Source organism: Kitasatospora sp. NPDC056800, assembly GCF_042789775.1.
Classification (GTDB): Bacteria; Actinomycetota; Actinomycetes; order Streptomycetales; family Streptomycetaceae; genus Kitasatospora.
The window spans coordinates 1-15523 of sequence record NZ_JBHUAL010000226.1 but is presented as its reverse complement, the minus strand read 5'-3'; the positions used below and the strand labels follow the sequence as shown (position 1 = coordinate 15523).

At 73.6% G+C, this 15523-nt stretch carries 11 protein-coding genes and 2 tRNA genes; 5 read left to right on the top strand and 8 right to left on the bottom strand.

Annotated features, from left to right (window positions below; translation table 11 throughout):
- Positions 1-60: 60 nt before the first annotated feature.
- Together ACFRQN_RS34700 and ACFRQN_RS34695 are read right to left on the bottom strand one after the other, a co-directional pair.
- The gene (locus ACFRQN_RS34700) at positions 61-2475 is read right to left on the bottom strand and encodes a transglycosylase domain-containing protein (protein WP_380744404.1); all 2415 of its coding nucleotides are present in this window, start codon (positions 2473-2475) and stop codon (positions 61-63) included.
- A 225-nt stretch (positions 2476-2700) separates the two neighbouring features.
- Positions 2701-2774 (bottom strand) — tRNA-Lys (locus ACFRQN_RS34695).
- A 187-nt stretch (positions 2775-2961) separates the two neighbouring features.
- Between ACFRQN_RS34695 and ACFRQN_RS34690 the strand changes: the two genes are divergently transcribed.
- Both ACFRQN_RS34690 and ACFRQN_RS34685 read left to right on the top strand, forming a co-directional pair.
- Positions 2962-3762: a DUF998 domain-containing protein gene (locus ACFRQN_RS34690; protein WP_380744403.1), complete on the top strand. Its 801-nt coding sequence runs from the start codon at positions 2962-2964 to the stop codon at positions 3760-3762.
- A complete protein-coding gene (locus tag ACFRQN_RS34685; RefSeq protein ID WP_380744401.1) occupies positions 3759-4643 on the top strand; it encodes an alpha/beta fold hydrolase in 885 nt (294 codons plus the stop codon). Before ACFRQN_RS34690 ends, ACFRQN_RS34685 begins: the two co-directional genes overlap by 4 nt.
- Before the next feature lie 50 nt (positions 4644-4693).
- Here the strand turns inward: ACFRQN_RS34685 and ACFRQN_RS34680 are convergent, their stop codons facing one another.
- The 5 genes from ACFRQN_RS34680 to ACFRQN_RS34660 all read right to left on the bottom strand — a co-directional run bounded on the left by ACFRQN_RS34680 (position 4694) and on the right by ACFRQN_RS34660 (position 9670).
- Positions 4694-5410: a GPP34 family phosphoprotein gene (locus ACFRQN_RS34680; RefSeq protein WP_380744399.1), complete on the bottom strand. Its 717-nt coding sequence runs from the start codon at positions 5408-5410 to the stop codon at positions 4694-4696.
- Positions 5411-5483: 73 nt separating this feature from the next.
- A tRNA-Lys gene (locus tag ACFRQN_RS34675) sits at positions 5484-5557 on the bottom strand.
- A 70-nt stretch (positions 5558-5627) separates the two neighbouring features.
- On the bottom strand, positions 5628-7703 hold the full coding sequence (locus ACFRQN_RS34670) for a dipeptide ABC transporter ATP-binding protein (protein WP_380744397.1): 2076 nt from the start codon (positions 7701-7703) through the stop codon (positions 5628-5630).
- Positions 7700-8674 (bottom strand): ABC transporter permease, encoded by a 975-nt coding sequence (locus ACFRQN_RS34665; protein WP_117487892.1) that lies wholly within the window; start codon positions 8672-8674, stop codon positions 7700-7702. Before ACFRQN_RS34665 ends, ACFRQN_RS34670 begins: the two co-directional genes overlap by 4 nt.
- Before the next feature lie 15 nt (positions 8675-8689).
- On the bottom strand, positions 8690-9670 hold the full coding sequence (locus ACFRQN_RS34660) for an ABC transporter permease (RefSeq protein WP_380744394.1): 981 nt from the start codon (positions 9668-9670) through the stop codon (positions 8690-8692).
- Positions 9671-10027: 357 nt separating this feature from the next.
- Between ACFRQN_RS34660 and ACFRQN_RS34655 the strand changes: the two genes are divergently transcribed.
- Together ACFRQN_RS34655 and ACFRQN_RS34650 are read left to right on the top strand one after the other, a co-directional pair.
- Complete coding sequence (locus ACFRQN_RS34655; protein WP_380744392.1) at positions 10028-11731, top strand: ABC transporter family substrate-binding protein; 1704 nt, start codon at positions 10028-10030, stop codon at positions 11729-11731.
- Between the two features lie 494 nt (positions 11732-12225).
- Positions 12226-13449, top strand: coding sequence for a low temperature requirement protein A (locus ACFRQN_RS34650; protein WP_375874710.1), 1224 nt, complete (start codon positions 12226-12228; stop codon positions 13447-13449).
- A gap of 76 nt (positions 13450-13525) precedes the next feature.
- Here ACFRQN_RS34650 and ACFRQN_RS34645 read toward each other — a convergent pair whose 3' ends face one another.
- Positions 13526-14503, bottom strand: coding sequence for a LysR family transcriptional regulator (locus ACFRQN_RS34645; RefSeq protein ID WP_241853111.1), 978 nt, complete (start codon positions 14501-14503; stop codon positions 13526-13528).
- Positions 14504-14821: 318 nt separating this feature from the next.
- Between ACFRQN_RS34645 and snpA the strand changes: the two genes are divergently transcribed.
- Positions 14822-15472 carry a snapalysin gene (snpA, locus tag ACFRQN_RS34640; protein WP_380744390.1) on the top strand — a complete coding sequence of 217 codons (651 nt, stop codon included), beginning with the start codon at positions 14822-14824 and terminating at the stop codon, positions 15470-15472.
- Positions 15473-15523 lie beyond the last annotated feature (51 nt).

Genomic DNA, 15523 nt, shown 5'->3' with positions numbered 1-15523 from the left:
GTCTCAGCTGAGAGCGGGCGGCCGGGGCCGAGTGAACGGGCCGGGGTGATCGGACCCCCGTCAGCCCCCGGACCGGGACGAGGCGCCCGTCCCCGCGAGCGCGTCCGTCCCGCCCGTCCCGCCCGTGGGCTGGCCGGTCGGCTGGCTGGTCGGGGGTGCGGTCGGCTGGGTGGTCTGCGTCGGCTTCGAGGTGGGCCGGGGCGGCCGGGTGGGCTGGGTGGTGGGCTGGCTGGTCGGCGGGGCCGTCGGTGCGGTGGTCGCGCCGCCGTCGGTGCCGCCCGACGGGGTCGAGCCCGAGCCGTCGCCCGGCGCCGTGGTGGGGCCGGTGCTCGGAGCGCCGCTGGGGGCGCCCGTCGACGGGGCGCTGCTCGGCGTGCTCGGGGCGGTCGGCAGGTCGGTGGCGCCCGAGGAGTCGCCGCCCGCCGGGGTGGCGAAGTCGCTGACCGGCTGGCCCTTGAGCGCGGCCTTCATGTAGCTGGTCCAGATCTGGGCCGGGAACTGGCCGCCGGCCGCGCCGTCGATGCCGCCGACGCCGCTCAGGCTGACCTGGGAGCCGTTGCCCGGGTCCTGGCCGAACAGGGCGACCGAGGTGACCAGCTCGGGGGTGTAGCCCACGAACCAGACCGACTTCTGGTCGTCGGTGGTGCCGGTCTTGCCCGCCACCGGTCGGCCGAGGCCCTTGGCCCGCCAGCCGGTGCCGCCCGGGTCGCTCACCACGCCCTGGAGCATCGAGGTGACCTGGTTGGCGGTGTCCTCGCTGATCGCCTGGGTGGTCTTGTGCGCGGGCAGCGCGACGTTCTCGCCCTCGCGGTCCACCGACTGCACCAGCCACGGGGTGATCTGCTTGCCGCCGTTGTCCAGCGTGGCGTACACGCCCGCCATGTCGAGCACGCTCGGGGTGGCCGCGCCCAGCGGGATGGACGGCACCGGGTCGAGGCCCGGGGTGTTGCCGGGCAGGCCCATCGCGACGGCGGTGTCCTTGACCTTCTGGAGCCCGGTGTCCTGCGCGAGCTGCGCGAACGCCGAGTTGACCGACCAGTCGGTGGCCTGCTGGAGGGTGATCTGGCCGTAGCTCTTGTCGCCCTCGTTCGGCGGCGCGTACGGGGTGCCCTTGCCGCCGCGGACCTTCCGGCCGCTGGTGCCGTCGTACACCGTGCGCGGGGTGACGGTGCGACCCTCCTGGGTCTTGGCGTTGTTCTCGAAGGCGGCGGCCAGCGCGATCGCCTTGAAGGTCGAGCCGGCCTGGTAGTCGCGCCGGGTGGCGTTGTCGACGTAGTGCTTCACGTAGTCGACGCCGCCGTACAGGGCGACGACCGCGCCGGTCTTCGGGTCCACCGAGGCGGCGCCGGCCTGGGCGGCCGCGTCCTTCTTCCGCTTGTCCGGGTTCAGGCTGTCGTGCAGCTGGGCCTGGACGGAGTCCTGGAGGGCCTGCTGGCGGGCCGGGTCGATGCTCAGCTTGATCGTGTAGCCGCCCTTGGCCAGCTCGGTCTCGTTGATCACGCCGCTGGAGGTGAGGTACTGGGTGGCCGCGTCGACCAGGTAGCCGGCCTGGCCGGACAGGCCCGGGTTGGGCTGGGGGTCCCGGACCTCCGGGAAGGCGGTCCTGGCCCGCTCGTCCGCGGAGAGCCAGCCCTCCTTGACCATGCCGTCGAGCACGTAGTTCCAGCGGTTGACGGCGTTCTGCTTGCCCGCCGCGGTCGCGGTGGCGACGTCGTAGGCGCTCGGGGCGTTCAGCAGGGTGGCCAGGTAGGCGCCCTGGGCGGGATCGAGGGCGGACGCGTCGATGCCGAAGTACGCCTGGGAGGCGGCCTGGATGCCGTAGGCGCCGCGGCCGTAGTAGGAGGTGTTCAGGTAGCCGGAGAGGATGTCGTTCTTGCTCTCGGTGGCGTCCACCTTGATGGCGATGAACAGTTCCTTCACCTTGCGGGTGACCGACTGCTTCTGGTTCAGGTACGTGTTCTTCACGTACTGCTGGGTGATGGTGGAGCCGCCCTGGGTGCCCTGGCCCTTGGCGGTGTTGACCGCGGCCCGGGCCAGGCCCTGGACGTTGATCGCGCCCTCGTTGTAGAAGTTCCGGTCCTCGGCGGCCAGCGCGGCGTGCTGGGCGGCGGGGGAGACCTTGTCCAGGGAGACGTTCTGCCGGTTGGTCTGGCCGGTGCGGGTGAGCACCGAACCGTCCGCGTAGAGCCAGGTGTTGCTCTGGGCGGTGGCGGCGGCGTGCGCGTCCGGCACCTTCACCAGGGCGATCCCGAGGGCGAACAGACCGATGCCGAGCAGCAGCGCGGAGCCGAAGCCCAGCAGGGTCATCCGCCAGGTGGGTATCAGCCGGCGCCAGCCGGTGCGCTTCGGACGTCGCGGCTTCCTGCCGCCGGACCCGCCGGACCCGCCGGCCGGGCCGGTGGAGCGCTTGAGCCGTTTGACCGGCCGGAGACTGATCGACGGCGTGCGACGGCCGCCCTGGGCGTTTCTGGACAAAGCGCGGCCTTTCCTGCGGGCGCATCGAGGCAGCCCGGCACGGACGGGGACATCGGCGGTTGGGGACCTTTGTCCCGATTCCGGTTTTACTGCCCTGGACGAGCAGAACGGGCCGGATAGCTCCGGCGGATCGCCAATCGAGACCGACATCACACGCAAAACGGACGTCGGAGGCCAAAAAATCGGGGAGCCCCTCGCTGCTGCGAGAGGCTCCCCAAATGTCTGTGCGCCGCCAGGGACTCGAACCCCGGACCCGCTGATTAAGAGTCAGCTGCTCTAACCAACTGAGCTAGCGGCGCCTGCTGACCTGGAAAACAATACACGGTTCCGAGGGGTGCCTCGAACCATCACCGAGCCATCACCGAACCGTCGCCGAACCGCCCCGGGTCGTCCCCGGGCCACCCGCGAACGACCCGGGCGGCGGCCGATCGATCCGTCCCTTTCCTTCCGGTTGGTCCGGAGTTCGCCGCTGGTTAGGGTGGAACGGTGCCCCGCCCCCAGCCAGGCCACCGCGCCGCGCGGACGACGGTCGCCACCCTGCTGCTGCTCAGCGCCGTGGCGTACACCGCCTGGGTGCTGGAGGTCGTGCTGAGCACCGGACTCGACCCGGTGCAGGCGTACATCAGCGAACTCGCCGCCGAGGACCAGCCGCTGGGCGGCCTGTTCCGGGCCACCGACCTGGCCGCCGGACTCTGCCTGCTCGCCGCCGCCGGCACCGCCCTCGCCACCGGGCGGGTCGGGGCCTCGCGGCGGCGGCGCTGGGCGCTGGCCGGCTGGTCCGCGCTCGCCCTGTTCGGCGCCGCGACCGCCGCCGACTCCCGGCTGCCGCTCAGCTGCGCCCCCACCAGCGACGAGATGTGCGCCGCCCGGGAGACCGCCGGGCTCGTCCCCGCCACCCACACCGCGCACGCGGTCACCAGCAGCCTCGCCATGGCCGGGGCGCTCACCGCGCTGGTCTCGCTCACCGTGGCCGCCCGGCGCTACCACTGGTGGCCGCCGGTGCGCCGGTTCGGGCCCTGGCTGCTGGGCGCCGAACTGCTCGCCACCGGCTGGAGCCTCGCCTCGATCGCCGCCTTCCAGGCCGGGCACGGCACCTGGGCGCTCGGGGCCGGGCAGCGGCTCCAGGTGCTGCTGGTCGCGCTCTGGCTCGGCCTGCTGGCCCTGGGCGTCGCCCGCTCGGACGGTACGGACGAGGACGCCGAGGACGCCGAGGACGCCGAGGTGAACCAGGGGGACGAGGGGCGGCGCCGACCGACCGAACCGTCCCCGGGACGGAGGCCGACATGAGCACCGCCGGACCGGAGGCCGTCGACCGGGCGCGCTTCCTGCGCGTCGACGGCGTCCCGCTGCACGTCCGCACCGAGGGCAGCGGCCCGGTCTGCCTGCTCTCCGGCGGCCTCGGCAGCAGCTGGTTCGACTGGGACCTGGTCGTCCCCTTCCTCACCCCGTACCGCACCGTGGTCCGCTTCGACCGGCCCGGTTACGGGCTGAGCGCCGGGGAGCCCGCCACCGGGCGGCCCGCGCCGACGGCGGCCGGCGAGGCCGGGCGGATCCGGGCGGTGCTGGACGGCCTCGGGCTGCGGGAGCCCTGCACCGTGGTCGGGCACTCGCTGGCGGGCTTCCACGTCGAGGCCTTCGCCCGGCTGCACCCCGAGCGGACCGCCGGACTGGTGCTGGTCGACGGCAGCGTGGAGGCGGCGGCCCGGCCCTACCCGGCGCCCGCCGCGCGCGACCTGGCGGCCCGGGCGGCGGCCGGCGCCGCCACCGCCCTCGCCGTGCCCTACCTGCTGGGCCCGACCGCCCGCCGGGCCATGGCCCGGCTGTCCACCGTCCGCCGCGAGGACCTCGCCCCGGCGCCGCTGGTCCGGCACTGCTACCGCACCGGGCGGGCGCTGCGCGCGCTGCTGCGGGAGAACGGCCGCTACCTCGACACGGCCGCCGAACTGGACGAGCTGCGGCGCACCCGGCCGCTGGCCGAGGACCTGCCGGTGACCGTGCTGGCCGCCGACGACGGCTGCCGGACCCGCCGCACCGAGGACTGGCTGGCCCGGCAGCGGGAGCTGGCGGCACTGCTCGGGGCGGACTTCCGCACCACCGCCCCGGCCGGGCACCTGGTGATGTTCGACCGCCCGGACGCGGTGGCCTCGGCGGTGCTCGACACCCGCTGAGCGGTCGGCCCGGGTGCCGGGGGCCGCGAGGGCGGGTGCCGGAGCACGGATCAGCCCCCGGACTGGGACCTCCGCCGGGTGATCTCCCGCTTCACGGCCCGGGGGACCGGCAGGTCGCGGGCCAGCTGCCGGACGGCGTGCCGGGTCTCGGCGCCGTCCGGACCCCGGTAGAGCCGGCGCTCCAGCCCGGCCGCCCCGATCAGGCCGGCCAGCTGCCGGTCGCGCTCGTCGGCCGGATCGGTCGGATCAGCCGCACCGGTCGGGCCAGAGAGACCAGAGAGACCAGTCGGACCAGAGAGCCCGGCGCGCGCCAGCGTGGCTGCCGTCCGGGCGGCGATCAGCGCTCCGGCGTCCGGCCGCACGGCCGTCCAGCGGCGGTAGGGCAGCCCGAGGAAGCGGTGGCTCCGGACGGTCAGCACGCCCTGCCCGACCATCCGGTCCAGGTGGTGGTGGGTCGCCCGGCCGTGCGGGTGGGTCAGCGCGCGCAGCGCGTGTTCGAGGGTCCGGGGCCGGCCCTCGCCCGCCTGCCCGAGGTCGGCCAGGATGGCGGCGGCGAGTTCGTCCTGGTCGCCCGGCGGCCGGTGGCCGGTGATCCGGCGCCCGTCGACGGTGATCGTGCCGGCCAGCTGGAGCTCGGCGAGGACGGCGCCCGCGACCGCCGTCGAGAGGGTGAGGGTGGGGATCCGAAGGCGTCCGTCCGCCGGGTCGGCGCAGAGCAGCAGCAGTTCCTCGGCCAGGGGCCGGGTGCCGGTGTCGGGGGAGTTCATGGGGAGAAGGCCTACCCGGCCGGGAAACGCCTCAGGCCGCCCACCGGAGTGGACGGCCTGAGACCTTGCCATGTGCGCCGCCAGGGACTCGAACCCCGGACCCGCTGATTAAGAGTCAGCTGCTCTAACCAACTGAGCTAGCGGCGCTTGCTGACGTCGAAGACTTTACACGCCGCCGACCGGATCCACCGAATCGTGTTCGAGTGATCACCAATTGTCACTGTCCCCGGGTTGCCGGCTCCGGGTGGTGGCAGGCCGCCTGGTGGTCCGCCCCGGGGGCGCCGAGCAGGGCCGGCCGCTCCTGTTCGCAGCGGGCCCGGTCCGCCGGGGCGGTGAGCGCGGCGTAGCGCGGGCAGCGGGTGCGGAAGACGCAGCCGGTGCGGCGCTCGGTGGGCGGGGGCGGGTCGCCGGCCAGCAGGATGCGGTCGCGGGCGCGCTCGGCGGCGGGGTCGGGCAGCGGGACGGCGGAGAGCAGGGCGCGGGTGTACGGGTGGCGGGGGCGGTCGAAGACGGCGGAGACCTCGCCCTGCTCGACCGTCCGGCCGAGGTACATCACGCTGACCCGGTCGGCGAGGTGCCGGATCACCGAGAGGTCGTGCGAGACGAACAGGTAGGAGAGGCCCAGTTCGGCCTTGAGGGCCTGGAGCAGGTTGAGCACCCCGGCCTGGATGGAGACGTCCAGGGCGGAGACCGGCTCGTCCAGCACCAGCAGCCCGGGCCGGACGGCGAGTGCCCGGGCGATCGAGACGCGCTGGCGCTGGCCGCCGGAGAACTGGTGCGGGTAGCGGACGGCGTGCTCCGGGTCGAGGCCGACCTGGCGCAGCAGCTCGGGCACCCGGCGGGCGATCTCCTCGCGCGGGGCGCGCTGGGCGAGCAGTGGTTCGGCGACGATGTCGCCGATCGGCATCCGGGGGTCGAGGCTGGCCATCGGGTCCTGGAAGACGATCTGCACCCGGGCGCGGAGCCGGTGGGCCTCGGCCCGGGTGAGCGTCGCGGTGTCGTGGCCGAGCAGTTCGATCCGGCCGGTCTCCGGGGCGCCGAGCCGCAGCAGTTCGAACAGGGTGGTGGACTTGCCGGAGCCGGACTCCCCGACCAGGCCGAGGGTCTCGCCCTCCCGCAGGTCCAGGTCGACGCCGTCCACCGCGTACACCTCGCCGACCTTGCGCTTGAACACCGTGCCCTTGAGGAGGGGGAACGTTTTTTCCAGGCCGCTCACCGACAGCACCGGCGTCCGGGTGGAGCGGTCGACGGGGCCGGCGGCGGCCGGCGGCAGCTCCGGAACGGGGTAGACCTCGGCGGGCGCGGGCCGCCGCTCGGCGAGCTCCGCCGACCGTACGCAGGCCGACAGGTGCTCCTCCGTACCCTCCAGGGCGGGCTCGGCCGTCGTGCAGCGCTCCTCCGCGAGCGGGCAGCGCGCCGCGAAGGGGCAGCCCGGGGGCAGTTCGGCCATCGGCGCCGGGGTGCCGGGGATCGGTACGAGCGGACCGCCGCGCCCGTCCAGCCGGGGCAGCGCGCCGATCAGGCCGAGCGAGTACGGGTGGTGCGGGGCCGCGAAGAGCTCGTCCACCCCGGCCGTCTCGACCACCCGTCCGGCGTACATCACCGCGACCCGGTCGGCCGCCCCGGCGATCACCCCGAGGTCGTGGCTGACCAGGACGAGCGCCGCGCCGGTCTCCCGCTGGGCGGTGCGCAGCACGTCCAGCACCTGGGCCTGGATGGTGACGTCGAGGGCGGTGGTGGGCTCGTCGGCGAGCAGGATGTCGGGATCGTTGGCGACCGCCATGGCGATCATCGCGCGCTGCCGCATGCCGCCGGAGAACTCGTGCGGGAAGCTGTCCAGGGCCCGGTCGGGCGCCGGGATGCCGACCAGGTCGAGGAGTTCGGCGGCCCGGCGGCGCGCGGCGGCCCGGTCCACCCGCTGGTGGACGCGGACCGCCTCGGCGATCTGGTCGCCGATCCGGTAGACCGGGGTGAAGGCGGACAGCGGGTCCTGGAAGACCATGGCGATCCGGCGGCCGCGGATCGCGGCGAGCTCCCGGCCCGGCAGCCCGACCAGTTCCCGCCCGTCCAGCCGCACCGAGCCGCTGACCCGCGCCGTGCCGGGCAGCAGCCCGAGCACGGACAGCGCGGTCACGGACTTCCCGGAGCCGGACTCGCCGACGATGCCGAGGGTCTCGCCGCGCCGCAGGGTGAGGTCCACCCCGCGGACGGCGGGGACCGGGCCGTCGGGCCCGGCGAAGTCGACCCGCAGGTCCCGGACGGCGAGCAGCGGGGTTTCGACGGTGGTGGTCACGGGAGCTTCCTACGGCTGGCAGGGCGGTGGGAACGGCGGGTGGACCGGGAGCGGCGGGCGGACCGGGAACGGCGGGGCGCCGTCCCGGAGGTGGGGTCGAGGGCGTCGCGCAGCCCGTCCCCGATCAGGTTGACGGCGAGGACGAACAGCACCAGCAGCCCGGCGGCGAAGTAGAACAGCCAGGGGAACACCGGGGCCTCGCCGGTCCCGGCGGCGAGCAGGGTGCCGAGCGAGACGTCCGGCGGCTTGACCCCGAAGCCGAAGTAGGAGAGCGCGGTCTCGCTCATCACGGCGCCGCCGACCGCGATGGTGGCGTCGATGATGAGGAAGGAGGCGACGTTCGGCAGGATGTGCCGGCTGATGATCCGCAGCGGCCGTACGCCCATGAACCGTGCGGCGCGGACGAATTCGCGCTCGCGCAGGGAGATGGTCATCGAGCGGACCACCCGGGCGGTGATCATCCAGTTGAACAGCGCGAGCAGCAGGACGAAGGCGATCCAGCCGGCGCTCTTCAGCCGGGACGAGACGATGGTGATGATCAGGAAGGCCGGGAAGACCAGCAGCAGGTCCACCAGGAACATCAGCGCCCGGTCGGCCCAGCCGCCGAAGTAGCCGGCGCAGGCGCCGACGACGGAGGCCAGCACGGTGGAGAACAGCGCCACCAGCAGACCGATGACCAGCGACTTCTGCAGGCCGCGGACGGTCTGCGCGAAGACGTCCTGGCCGACCCCGTTGGTGCCGAACCAGTGCTCGGCGGACGGGGGTTGGTGCAGCGCGGAGAAGTCCGGGGCGGCGTAGTCCCAGGGTGTGAGGTACGCGCCGCCGAAGGCGAGCAGGAACAGCAGCAGGACGATGACGGCCCCGGCGACGGCGCCGCGGGCGGCGAGCAGCCGGCTGAGGACGAGCCGTCCGCGGCCGGTGCCCCGGGGGGCGGTGGTCGCGGCGGAGGGCTCGGCGACGGTGGTGGTCATTCGGCTCTCCTCCGGTCAGGACCGCACGCGCGGGTCGAGGGCGGCGTGCAGGGTGTCCGCGAGGAAGCCGGAGACGAGCACGACGACGGCGGTGAACAGGTTGATCGCCACCACCGAGTTGACGTCCTGTTCGTTGATCGACTGGATCAGCCACTCGCCCATGCCGTGCCAGCCGAAGATCGTCTCGGTGAAGATCGCGCCGGTGAAGATGCCCAGGAAGCTGTAGGCGAACATGGTCGACATCGGGATCACCGCGGTCCGCAGCCCGTGCTTGAGCAGCGCCCGGCCGCGGGTCAGGCCCTTGGCCTCGGCGGTGCGCAGGTAGTCGGAGCCGAGCACGTCGAGCATGGTGCCGCGCTGGTAGCGGCTGTAGGTGGCGAGGCCGCCGAGGGCCAGCGAGATGGTGGGCAGCAGCAGGTGCAGCGCCCAGTCGGCGAGGTGGGTGCCGAGGCCGCCGGTGAGCCCGGGGGTCTCGTAGCCGGTGAACGGGATGACGTCGTGGCCGGCCGCGTCCTTGGCGGCGATGGCGCCGTTCTTGAGGAACAGCGCGACCAGGAAGACCGGGGTGGAGAGCAGCACGAAGGACAGCACGGTGAGCAGCCGGTCGGAGATCCGGTACTGGCGCACCGCGCTCCAGGCTCCGGCCGCGACGCCGAGGACCATGCCCAGCAGGCTGCCGAGCAGCAGTAGCCGCAGCGAGACCCCGACCCGGCGGCCGAAGTCGTCGGTGACCGGGGTGTCGTGGATGGTCCGGCCGAGGTCGCCGTGGAGCAGCCCGCCGGCCCAGTGGCCGAAGCGTTCGACGACCGGGGTGTGGTCGTTCAGGTTGAGCGCCGTGAGCTGGCGTTCGACCGATTCGACGGCCGGGCGGGGGACCTTGGCGTCGAAGTAGGTGCGCGGCTGCAGGGCGGTCGCGGAGATCGCGTACGCCAGGAAGACGGCGGCGATCAGCAGCACCGCGTAGTAGCTCAGCCGCTTCGTCAGGAAGCGGAGCATCAACGGCCGCCCGTCACGGTGCGGGTGGGGCCGACGCGTCTGGTGGGCATCGGGTGGGGGCCTCCGGTCCGGGCCCGTTCGGGGCGTCGGTTGGCAGGGTTCGGCGGATCGTCAGATCGATTGACTGATCAGTGAGTTGGGAAAGCGCAGGTCAGAGTGAAGCACCCGGGCACTGAGGCGGTGTTGCGCCCGTGTTGCCGCGTGTGACTTTTCGATCAGGTGTGCCCTCCTCCCCCTGGTGGCGGATCTGATCCGCTGTTACCTTCTGCTCGCCCGGTGCCGAATTGGCTGCCCACGCTCAAGCCCCGTCACACCTCTCGCGCCCCAACTCCCGTCATCGATCCCAGGGGGACCCTCATGGACGCTTCCACCACGGCCCGCCGCCTCGGCCGGGCCGCCGCGCTCGCCGTCGCCGTCGCGCTCGCGGTCACCGCGTGCACCTCGGGCGGGGGCGGCTCCGCCGACAACGCGGCGAAGAGCGAGCCGCCGGGCCCGGGCGCCAACGACCTCAACCCCAAGCCGCTGGACCAGGTCAAGGACGGCGGGGAGGTGCGCTTCCCGCTCTACCAGTGGATCACCCAGTGGAACCCGCTACAGGTGGACGGTTACTACGGTTCCGCGGTCTCGATCATGCGCAACCTGGAGCCCTCGCTCTTCAATACGGACGCCGCCGGCAGCTTCCTGCCCGACCCGGACTACCTGGTGGACGCCAAGGTCACCTCGACCTCGCCGCAGGTGGTCACCTACCGGCTCAACCCCAAGGCCAAGTGGTCGGACGGCAAGCCGCTCGGCTACCTGGACTTCAAGGCCGACTGGCAGGCCGCCGGTGGCAAGGACCCGGCGTACAACGTCTCCGACCCGTCCGGCTACGAGCAGATCTCCGCGGTCGAGCAGGGCGCCGATCCGACCGAGGTGAAGGTCACCTTCGCCGAGCCGTACGCCGACTGGCAGAACCTGTTCCGCCCGCTGATTCCGGCGGCCGGGATCTCCACCCCGGACGACTTCAACAAGGGCTGGGTGGAGAAGATCCCGATCACCGCGGGCGCGCTGAAGGTCGGCACGGCGGACAAGACCGCGCAGACCCTGACCCTCGTCCCCGACCCGGCCTGGTGGGGCACCAGGGCCAAGGTCGACAAGGTCACCTTCCGGGTGATGTCCCAGTCGGCGACGACCCAGGCGTACCTCAACAACGAGATCGACTATGCCGCGGCCGGCACCGCCACCGCGTACGGGCAGCTCAAGGACGCCAAGGACACCGTGATCCGCAGCGCCAGTCCGTGGGACGAGGTGCACATCTCCTTCGGCGGCTCGGGTGCGCTGAGCGACCGGACGGTCCGGCAGGCGCTCGGCAAGGCGCTGGACCGCTCCGCACTGATCAAGATCGCCAACAACGGCGTGCCGGTGGAGTTCAAGCCGCTCGGCAACCACATCTTCATGCCCAACCAGACCGGGTACCAGGACACCTCCGGCGACTGGGCCAGGTTCGACCTGGCCGCCGCCAAGAAACTCCTGGACGAGGCGGGCTGGAAGGAGGCCGGCGGCGGTCAGCCGCGCACCAAGGACGGCCGGCCGCTGGAACTGCACTGGGTGCTCAACGACTCCACCCCGCAGGCCCAGATCGACCTGGCCACCGCGGCGGTGGCGATGTGGCAGGCGGCCGGGGCCAAGGTCAGCCTGGACAAGGTGCCCGCCAACGACTTCTTCACCAAGTACGTGAACCCGGGCAAGTTCGAGATCGCGAGCTGGCGCAACACCGACTCCTTCCCGCTCTCCAAGAGCCTGACCAACTTCCGGCTGCCGGTGGGCGACAACAGCTTCAGCAACCCCTCGCGCCTGGGCAGCCAGGAGATCGACGAGCTGCTGAAGAAGGCCGCCGGGACGGTCGACCCGGCGGAGGCCGCGAAGCTCTACAACCAGGCGGACGCGAAGATCTGGGAGCTCGGCCACACCGTCGAGCTCTACCAGCGGCCGGAGGTGGTGGCGACCCGCAAGGGCCTGGCCAACTACGGGGCCTTCGGTCTGGCGGGGGAGGACTACAGCAAGCTCGGCTGGGAGAAGTAGCCGCCGCCGGGGCGGGGCGGGCCGCACGGCAGGCGCTGGCGAGCAGCGCGGTGATCACGAGGCCGGTGGCGCGGACGCGGGGGGATCGGCTCCGCCGCCCCCGCAATCCCGCCACCCGCCTTGACCTTCCGCGTTGCCCGCACGCCACCCGTGTCGTGGGGCCCGGCAGGGCCCGCGCTCTTCCAACCGGGGAAGAATCTAGCGGCGCTCCGGTCGCTCGCGACGCAGCGCGCGGGGCGCGCCCGGAAACCCGCCGCGCTGTCACCCGGTTCGCGCACCGGAGCGTCAACTACGGCTGACGGCAAGGAAAAAAGGGGACATACGGGGCCATCGCACCCGGGGGCGCGCGGCCTTTCCGGGCCGCGCCGGTGCGTGCACGGCCGTCACGCCCGCGTGCAGAGCCGTCGCGCCGGTGCGTGCGCCGGGCCGGGGCCGCTGCCAGGATGCGCGGGACGGTCCCCCCGCCCTCCTCCCGACTCCCCGGAGCAGCTCCGATGGCCAGTGACCCCGCCGCGACGGCACGCCCCAGCCACCCCGTCGATCCGCCGCCGGTGCGCCGGATGGTCCCGCGCGACCGGAACGAGCCGCACCGGGTCGCCACCCCGCTGGAGCTCTTCTTCGACCTCTGCTTCGTGGTCGCGGTCGGCCAGGCCGGGCGCGAACTGGCGGGCTCGCTGGCGGCGGGGCACTACGGCGACGGCCTGCGCGGCTACGTGCTGGCCTTCTTCGCGATCTGGTGGGCCTGGATGAACTTCACCTGGTTCGCCTCCGCGTACGACGTCGACGACGTGCCGTACCGGATCACCACGCTGGTGCAGATCGCCGGGGTGCTGATCCTCGCCGCCGGCGTGCCGCGGATCTTCGCCACCCAGGACCTGACGCTGGGGATCGTCGGCTACCTGGTGATGCGCCTGGCGATGGTCACCCAGTGGCTGCGCGCGGCCGCCGGGGAGCGGGGCCCGGCGCGCCGGGTCGCGCTGGGCTACGCGGCGGGGATCACGCTCTGCCAGGCCGGCTGGGTGGTGGTGCTGTTCCTGCCGCAGGACGTCCGGCTGTACGTCATCCCGGTCGGGGTGCTGTGCGAGCTGGCCGTGCCGGTGGTCGCCGAACTGCGGGCGCGGACCTCCTGGCACCCGCACCACATCGCCGAGCGGTACGGGCTGTTCACCCTGATCGTGCTCGGCGAGACGGTGGCGGCGGCGACCGTCGCGGTGCAGTCGGCGGTGGACGAGCACGAGGAGCTGGGCCGGCTGGTGCCGGTGGCCGCCGGCGGGCTGCTGATCTGCTTCGCGGCCTGGTGGATCTACTTCGCCCGGTCCGTCCACGAGCACCTGCGTTCCAACCGGCAGGCGCTGGTCTGGGGGTACGGGCACTACCTGGTGTTCGCCTCGGCGGCGGCGATCGGCACCGGGCTGGAGGTGGCGGTGGAGTCGGCGGTGCACCAGGCGCACATCTCCGAGACCGCCGCCACCGCGACGGTCACCGTGCCCACCGCGCTCTACCTGGTCACGGTCTGGTTCCTGCACTCCCGGCACACCAAGCGGGGCGCGGCGGCCCAGGCGGTGGCGCCGGCGGGGGCCGCGCTGGTGCTGGCCTGCACCGCGCTCGGCGGCTCCGGGGTGCTCGCGGCGGGCCTGGTCTGCGCGCTGATGGTGGCGGTGGGCGTGCTGGTCCACGGCCGGGAGAGCAGGCGGGCGGGCGCCCGCCGGGCGTACTGATCCGCGGGGCGTACCGATCCACGGGGCACGCCCAGTTCGAACCGCCCAGTCCGAACCGCCCTGCCCGCCCCGCCCGTCAGCCGACCCGGCCCAGCAGCACCGGCTCGTGCCGCGCCAGCCAGTCCAGGTAGGCCGGGTTGACCTTGGCCAGATCCAGGTAGGCGGCCCGCAGTTCGCCGTACAGCGCGTCCAGCGCGGGCGGGCTGAGCACGCGCGGACGCCAGGTGAACAGCAGCCGGACGGCCAGCGGGTCCCCGTGCACCGGGCGGACCACCGTGCCGGGGCCGGGCAGCGAGGTGGGCTGGCAGGGGCGGACGGCCTCGCCGGAGGCGACCAGCTCGGCGGCGGTGGCGTTGTCCCGCACCTGCACCACCCGGGGGTTGAGCCCGGCCTCGGTGAACACCCGGCGCATCGCCGCGTACTCGTGGTCGGCGGTCGGGTCGACCATCCAGGTGTCCTCGGCGAGGTCGGCCAGGTGGACGACGTCGCGGGCGGCGGCCGGGTGCCCGGCGGCGAGCGCGACGAACTGCGGCTCCCGGGCCATCAGCACCCGGTGCTCGGCGTCCGGCGGGACCCGCAGCGGGAAGCCCTCGCACTCGTGCACGAAGGCCACGTCCAGCTGGTCGGCGGCGACCATCCGCAGCAGCGCGCTGGCCGAGATGTCCACGTGGATGGTGGTGTCGGTGTCCGGCAGCCGCTCGTGCACCCGGCGCAGCCAGGCCGCGACCGCCCGGCTTCCGACGCTGCCGATCCGCAGCCGCCGCTGCCGGCCGGGGCCGGCCGAGTCCCGTGCCTCCTGGCGGGCGGCGGCCACCAGGGCGGCCATCTCGGTGATCACCGGCCGGGCCCGGGAGAGCACCGAGTGGCCGAGCGCGGTGGGCCGGCTGCCGGTCTGCTCGCGGGTGAACAGGGTGCCGCCGATGGCCCGTTCGATGCGGTGCAGCTGGGTGGTGAGGGAGGGCTGGGTCATGCCGAGCTGGAGCGCGGCCTTGCGGAGGCTGCCGCTGTCGGCGATCGCGCACAGCACCCGGAGGTGTCTCACGTCGAGCTCCACGTCGGGAGCATAGACGCCGTCGCACCCCTTCGCCAAGGACATGACAGGCATTCAAGGCATGCCGAAGGGCCGGCCGACGGACCGACCGGCTGAACGGCCGACGGATCGGCCGGTGCGCCGCACGACGGCACCGGGCCGCTATGCGGTGGTGCTATCGCCGGTTGGCATCATCCGCGACGGCCCCGCCCGGGTCGAAGCTCGGGGGCAGCAACCCGCCCCTCGGCCACCGCCCGGGGCGGCCCCCACCGTGCGCCCCGGCCGGGCCCGGCCCCCATCGGGCCCCGGCGAGCCGGCGCACCGCGAAACCGGAGTCCCCACATGAAGCGATCCGTGCTGTCCGCAGCCCTGGGCCTGACCCTCGCGGCCGGCCTGGCGGTCCTGCCCGCCACCGCCGCGAACGCCGCGCCGGCCGCTCCCGCCGCCCCGGCCGTCCAGGGCTACACCCCCTCGACGTACGCCGGTTCGGCCGCGGAGACGGCGAACAACCAGGCCTTCTTCCAGGCCGTGATGGCCTCGGCCAAGGCCAAGCAGGCCGCCAACCCCGGCCTGGCGACCGTCACCGTCACCTACGACACCGCGAACGCGCCCTCCTTCACCAGCCAGATATCCCAGGCCGCGCAGATCTGGAACAGCTCGGAGACCAACGTCCAGCTCCAGGCGGCGAGCGGCAGCGGCGACTTCTCGTACTACGAGGGCAACGACAGCCGCGGCTCCTACGCCAGCACCGACGGCCACGGCCACGGCTACGTCTTCCTCGACTACCAGCAGAACCAGCAGTACAGCTCGCTCCGCGTGGTGGCGCACGAGACCGGCCACGTGCTCGGCCTGCCCGACGACTACTCCGGCCCGTGCAGCGAGCTGATGTCGGGCGGCGGCCCCGGCCCGTCCTGCACCAACCCGTACCCCGACGGCAACGAGCGCAGCCAGGTCGACTACCTCTGGGCGAACGGTCTCGCGGCGCGGAACTGACGCGAGCGGCAAGCGGGTTCGGGGTGGCGGGCCGCTCGGCCGGAATCGAGC

Coding starts and splice junctions, on each gene's coding strand:
- ACFRQN_RS34650 (WP_375874710.1), top strand. CDS start 12,226: ATGGCCAGTGACCCCGCCGCGACGGCACGCCCCAGCCACCCCGTCGAT.
- ACFRQN_RS34665 (WP_117487892.1), bottom strand. CDS start 8,674: ATGACCACCACCGTCGCCGAGCCCTCCGCCGCGACCACCGCCCCCCGG.
- snpA (WP_380744390.1), top strand. CDS start 14,822: ATGAAGCGATCCGTGCTGTCCGCAGCCCTGGGCCTGACCCTCGCGGCC.
- ACFRQN_RS34660 (WP_380744394.1), bottom strand. CDS start 9,670: ATGCTCCGCTTCCTGACGAAGCGGCTGAGCTACTACGCGGTGCTGCTG.
- ACFRQN_RS34655 (WP_380744392.1), top strand. CDS start 10,028: ATGGACGCTTCCACCACGGCCCGCCGCCTCGGCCGGGCCGCCGCGCTC.
- ACFRQN_RS34680 (WP_380744399.1), bottom strand. CDS start 5,410: ATGAACTCCCCCGACACCGGCACCCGGCCCCTGGCCGAGGAACTGCTG.
- ACFRQN_RS34685 (WP_380744401.1), top strand. CDS start 3,759: ATGAGCACCGCCGGACCGGAGGCCGTCGACCGGGCGCGCTTCCTGCGC.